The organism is Faecalicoccus sp., assembly GCF_036552745.1.
In the GTDB taxonomy this organism is placed as follows: Bacteria; Bacillota_I; Bacilli_A; order Erysipelotrichales; family Erysipelotrichaceae; genus Faecalicoccus.
This window is the reverse complement of sequence record NZ_JAXKBY010000029.1, coordinates 1-4787: the sequence shown is the minus strand read 5'-3', so window position 1 is coordinate 4787 and position 4787 is coordinate 1. Positions and strand designations below refer to the sequence as shown.

Annotated in this window: 6 protein-coding genes; 3 read left to right on the top strand and 3 right to left on the bottom strand. The window is 35.6% G+C overall.

All coding sequences use genetic code 11. The features are described from left to right. The first annotated feature begins 125 nt into the window (after positions 1–125). The gene (locus U0M88_RS01605) at positions 126–278 is read left to right on the top strand and encodes a hypothetical protein (RefSeq protein WP_181965614.1); all 153 of its coding nucleotides are present in this window, start codon (positions 126–128) and stop codon (positions 276–278) included. Between the two features lie 112 nt (positions 279–390). Here U0M88_RS01605 and U0M88_RS01600 read toward each other — a convergent pair whose 3' ends face one another. The 3 genes from U0M88_RS01600 to U0M88_RS01590 form a co-directional block, all read right to left on the bottom strand. After that, positions 391–957, bottom strand: coding sequence for a hypothetical protein (locus U0M88_RS01600; RefSeq protein WP_117446399.1), 567 nt, complete (start codon positions 955–957; stop codon positions 391–393). 114 nt (positions 958–1071) lie between these two features. Continuing rightward, a complete protein-coding gene (locus tag U0M88_RS01595) occupies positions 1072–1953 on the bottom strand; it encodes an HNH endonuclease (protein ID WP_117446398.1) in 882 nt (293 codons plus the stop codon). Positions 1954–1994: 41 nt separating this feature from the next. Beyond that, positions 1995–3323 carry a class II D-tagatose-bisphosphate aldolase, non-catalytic subunit gene (locus U0M88_RS01590; protein ID WP_320863343.1) on the bottom strand — a complete coding sequence of 443 codons (1329 nt, stop codon included), beginning with the start codon at positions 3321–3323 and terminating at the stop codon, positions 1995–1997. 184 nt (positions 3324–3507) lie between these two features. Here U0M88_RS01590 and nagB point away from each other — a divergent pair, with 184 nt between their 5' ends. Further along, on the top strand, positions 3508–4230 hold the full coding sequence (gene nagB, locus U0M88_RS01585; protein WP_022790256.1) for a glucosamine-6-phosphate deaminase: 723 nt from the start codon (positions 3508–3510) through the stop codon (positions 4228–4230). 93 nt (positions 4231–4323) lie between these two features. After that, on the top strand, positions 4324–4787 hold a 464-nt coding region (locus U0M88_RS01580), incomplete at its 3' end, for a class B sortase (RefSeq protein WP_331868689.1).

The following is a 4787-nucleotide window of genomic DNA, read 5'->3' as shown; positions in this document are numbered from 1 at the left end:
TTTGTCATGCCTTATTAGTAAAAAACTATCTAGACTTGATTGCCTGGATAGTTATAGTTGTCTTAACTTAATGACATTGCTAAAGAGCTCTTCATTTTTTTTGTAAAAAAGAGATATATTAAATTATGTTAGGGTTTCAAAAATGGCGTTACTCTCTTGATAAAATCAGTATGTTTGATTCTATCAAAAAGCAAGGTAGGAATAGAAATAAATATAAAGAAAACCAAGAGAAAAATATACAAAATCCAACTAAAAATTGTCTGGATATGAAAAGATAGGATCAAACCTTTAAAATCAAAGCGGGGTGATTTTACCCCACTTTGATTGAAATAGAATTTGTGGAAACCCCAACAGAATTTAAAGCACCAAAAAAGAGTGATAATGCATAGATTACCACTCTACAATTTCATCATCATCAACTTTTTCTTTTTCTGCTTTCAAAATCTCATATTCTTTAAAAGAAGTTACAATACCAGAGTCGATCTTTTCATGGGAGCCTTCCAATATTTCTATATTGTTTTTGAATCCAGGACTTTGTGTCAATTTTTCTCCAATATTATTTTTTCGTAACATTGTTGGAGTTTTATTGATTTCTACAAAAATAGTTTCAGTTTCATAATACTTGGCTTTTGGATCAATACCTGTAGATGCATAAAGTTCATCTAAAATGGCCTTACAGAACAAACGAATCGTTGAGAAATCAGCATTACTTTTAAAAATCACAAAAGGAATTCTATCGTTTGTCACCTTCAATGGTTGTGAAGTGATGAATTTGTGAACCAAAGCATCATAGCATTCTTGTTGAATATAGTTCATATATTCTTTGTATTCAGAATTTTTCAATGCTTGTTCTTCATTCATGAGCAATTCAAAATAAATCGTTTTGTTTATGCTGCAATGTTTAAAAAATGTGCCTTTGGTACTCGTAGTATATAAGGCAGGATATTTTTTTGACATAGTTTCCTCCTAATCTGTTCCTATTTTACTACGTTTGAGCTCAGTAAGAAAGTATAGATTCATAAGGATTCCTGGGCTTTTATAATTGAACTCGGTAATAAAAAGTCAGCTACTTTAGTCCTGGAAGATGTGTTTTCTATGATAGTTCATATAGAGCTTTCTATTTTCACTCATATATTTAGAATTCAAATCTTTTAGATTGTAATGTTCCGGATGTTTTAAATGTTTAGAGATGATCAATGTACCATCGTCCTGGTAACTGATGTAGCCTTGGTCAAATAAGAAATCGTGGTTTCGACAAAGCAATAGTCCATTATTATGATCAGCGGCTTCAAAGATATGGGCGCAATCTCTAAATGGTTTGATATGACTGGCTATCAACATATGAGGCATATGAATACCACAAATTGGGCAAGTGCGATCAAATTCGTGCATTAAAGTGTCTTTGAAATAGACTTGCAGATCTTTTGAAATGTCTCGGTTGGTAGGAATTCCTTTTTTTGGCATAACGTTGTATAAAAAGTCTCTATTCTTTAAAGGCACGATTGTTCGGTCTTCATTTTTATAAGGAATGTATTTACTTTTATGGATGATGGAATCGGTATATAAGATTGATAATGTATCACTGACAATCTTTTCTGGGTCTTCTTTTTCCATTTGTTCGATATAATACAATATTTTTTTATCTTTGATCTCAAAACCATTGTTTCTCCAGAAGGATGCATCTGTATGAAACATTTGCCAATAGGACAAGATTTCGGTAATACTGTTAGGTTTAGAACGCGCAAAAATAACAGCACAAGGGAATAGGTCCACTTCTTCCTGCAGCCATTCTAAAGCTTTGTGTTGATATAATATATCAATAGCTTGTAAAATAGTCGTTCTTGCTAATTGTGTTTTTTCTTTGACTCTGTGAATCAATTCTTCTCTTGATTGACTTTCTAAACTAGATTCATTGATGGCTAATATAATCTGTTTTAAAGTATTCTTGTTCATATCCTCATTTTAGCATAAGAAAAGGCTGAAATGTATCAGCCTTATTCGTTTACTAATTGTTCCTGTTTTGTCGCGAATGTATATTCTTCGATTGTATATGCTACACGTGCTTTGATCAATGCTTCCGGTTTGTTTTCCAGCTTGCCTTCACGAACCAGTGTATATTGGATTGGCATATATTGTGACAACAATGGAAGTGATACCGGATGTTCTTTTAAGTTATTCAGCAATTTGTTTAAAGCATCTTGTACTTTTGGATTTGGCATATAGTAGCGAGAACGATCGGAGAAAGAATATTTTCTCTTAAAGGCAATTTCTTTTTCGGTGCCATGATAATATGGTGCCCATTTACCTGGATTTTCTAACATGACTTCATCTAAGACTTCTTTGAAGTGACTGGTTTCAAAATCGTAAACCTGCGCTAGTTCTTCTTCGATGCAGCAAAGGCTAAAGATGCCTTCACGAGCTGCATATGTAAGACCTGGTCCTACTTTTAAGATGCCTACACCATCTTCAATCAGTTCTTTTAATTTGTACTTTGTCTGATAGTCTGTGGAATGACCTTCAAATACCAAGTTATCGAATTCTTTGATGCTGGCCATAAGATCTTTGGCTCTTTCTCTGTCATATTCTTCGCAACCAGCATCTTTTTCCTCTACACCGGGTTGGACAACAGCTGCCATAACGTATTGCCATGCATTCTGAATACCCATATCTTCAAAGGCTTTTTCAAAGGTTTGTACGGTTGACTTGAAGTCCTCCGGCTTTGTCACCTGCATACCGGCATCTTCTTCTACAGCTCCGCCTGGAATCGGTACTTCACTTCCTACGATATACACCGGATGGATCGCATCAGGATTTTCCTGTAAAAGTTCCTGATAAGCTTCTTCACAAACTTTTGCCAGTGTTGCACCCCGACGAGCAATCGTCTCATCACTTAAACGTGTATTTGGATCATCATCGGCCACTTTCATGCTGGTATCGATATGAATCTTTGTGAATCCGGCACGAACATAATCATGAACCAGTGTTTTGGCATAATCCATGGCTTCGGCTTCTGGTTTGTTGCTGACAGTGAGTGGGCCTAAGTGATCGCCACCTAAGAAAATGCAATCTTTGTCCAGTCCTACTTTACCGGCGACATCCAGACAGTATTTATAGAAATCTTTAGGAGTCATTCCTGAATAACCGCCGTTTTGATCCACCTGGTTGGCCGTTGATTCAATCAATACACATGAATTTTGTTTTTTTGCGGTTTCAATAGCCGCTTCAATGACAAAGCTGTTACTGGAACAACAAGAATAAATTCCCACAGCTTCTCCTTGTTTTTGGCGTTTTATGATGTTTAATAATGGATTTTGTTTTGGCATAATGTAACCTCCTGTTCAAAATCATTATACTATTCTATTTGCACAAGTTCATCTTTTTCACAAAATATACAAATAAAAAAGACAAAAAGATAAAACTTGTTGAAAAAGATAAAACGTTTACGAAAAAAGATACGAGAAGAGGGGTAGGCTATGTTATAATTTGAGTAACATATGGAGGTATTATATGAAGGTAGTTGTTTGTAAAGATTATGATGAAATGTCGCAGAAGGCATTTGAAGTCATGAAAGAAGTTGTCACTAGCAAGCCAGGTGTTGTATTAGGGCTTGCCACAGGAAGTTCCCCTGTAGGATTGTACAAATGTATGATCAAAGATCATGAAGAAAATGGAACAAGCTATAAGGATGTCGTAACATATAACTTGGATGAATATGTTGGTATCGATAGAAGCAATCCACAGTCTTATTACACATTCATGAAAGAAAATTTGTTTGATCATATTGATATCGATCCAAATAATACACACGTTCCTTATGGATCTACAAAAGAAGACTGCGAAGGCTATGAAAAAGAACTGGAAAAGGTTTCCATCGATCTGCAGTTGTTAGGAATCGGTCGTAACGGTCATATTGGATTCAACGAACCAGGTACACCATTTGATGAAATGACACACATCGTAGATTTAACCCAAAGTACGATCGAAGCCAATGCTCGTTTCTTTGACAATGATATGAACAAAGTGCCAAAACAAGCTATCACTATGGGAATTGGTACGATCATGAAATCCAAGAAAGTATTGATGGTTGTTTCCGGACCGGAAAAAGCAGAAGCTGTTAAGGCAACTGTAGAAGGTCCTGTCACAACAGATATGCCGGCTTCAGTTCTACAAAATCATCCGGATGTTACTTTGGTTGTTGATGAAGCAGCTGCAAGCTTATTAAGTAAGTAAAGTGTTAAGAGCGGATTCGTTTGAATCTGCTTTTTTTTCATGCAGGGAGTAGAATCATTTGCTCTGTATGAAAGAATAGTTTAATATAAAGCTATGAAAAAATGGATTTATCGAATATTAATGATTATTTGTATTGGCGTATTTGCATTTAGTGCCTATCAACTTTGGACAATCTATAACACACAAGATACTGTAAAGAAAGAAACGGAAGAATTGGAAAAGTTGGTTGTTTCATCGGATGATGCCAATTTGTTAGAACCAGATTGGGATCAGCTGTTGGCGCAAAATCCGGATATTGTCGGTTGGATCTATATTCCGGGGTGTGAAATATCGTATCCGGTCGTACAGGGAAGTGATAACAGCTTTTATCTGGATCATACGATCAGTGGGGAATACAATCGTATGGGATCAATTTTTCTAGATGCACAGGCTTCAAGTGATTTTAGTCAGGACAATTCGATTGTCTATGGGCACTCTGTAGATATCGGTGGTATGTTTACTAATCTGGCTAATTTTGATGATCAAAGCTTTTTTAACGAGCATCCGGTATTTTATTT

Excerpts from the sequence above, each read along its gene's own strand:
- U0M88_RS01600 (WP_117446399.1), bottom strand. The coding sequence starts at position 957 with ATGTCAAAAAAATATCCTGCCTTATATACTACGAGTACCAAAGGCACA.
- U0M88_RS01590 (WP_320863343.1), bottom strand. The coding sequence starts at position 3,323 with ATGCCAAAACAAAATCCATTATTAAACATCATAAAACGCCAAAAACAA.
- U0M88_RS01605 (WP_181965614.1), top strand. The coding sequence starts at position 126 with ATGTTAGGGTTTCAAAAATGGCGTTACTCTCTTGATAAAATCAGTATG.
- U0M88_RS01595 (WP_117446398.1), bottom strand. The coding sequence starts at position 1,953 with ATGAACAAGAATACTTTAAAACAGATTATATTAGCCATCAATGAATCT.
- nagB (WP_022790256.1), top strand. The coding sequence starts at position 3,508 with ATGAAGGTAGTTGTTTGTAAAGATTATGATGAAATGTCGCAGAAGGCA.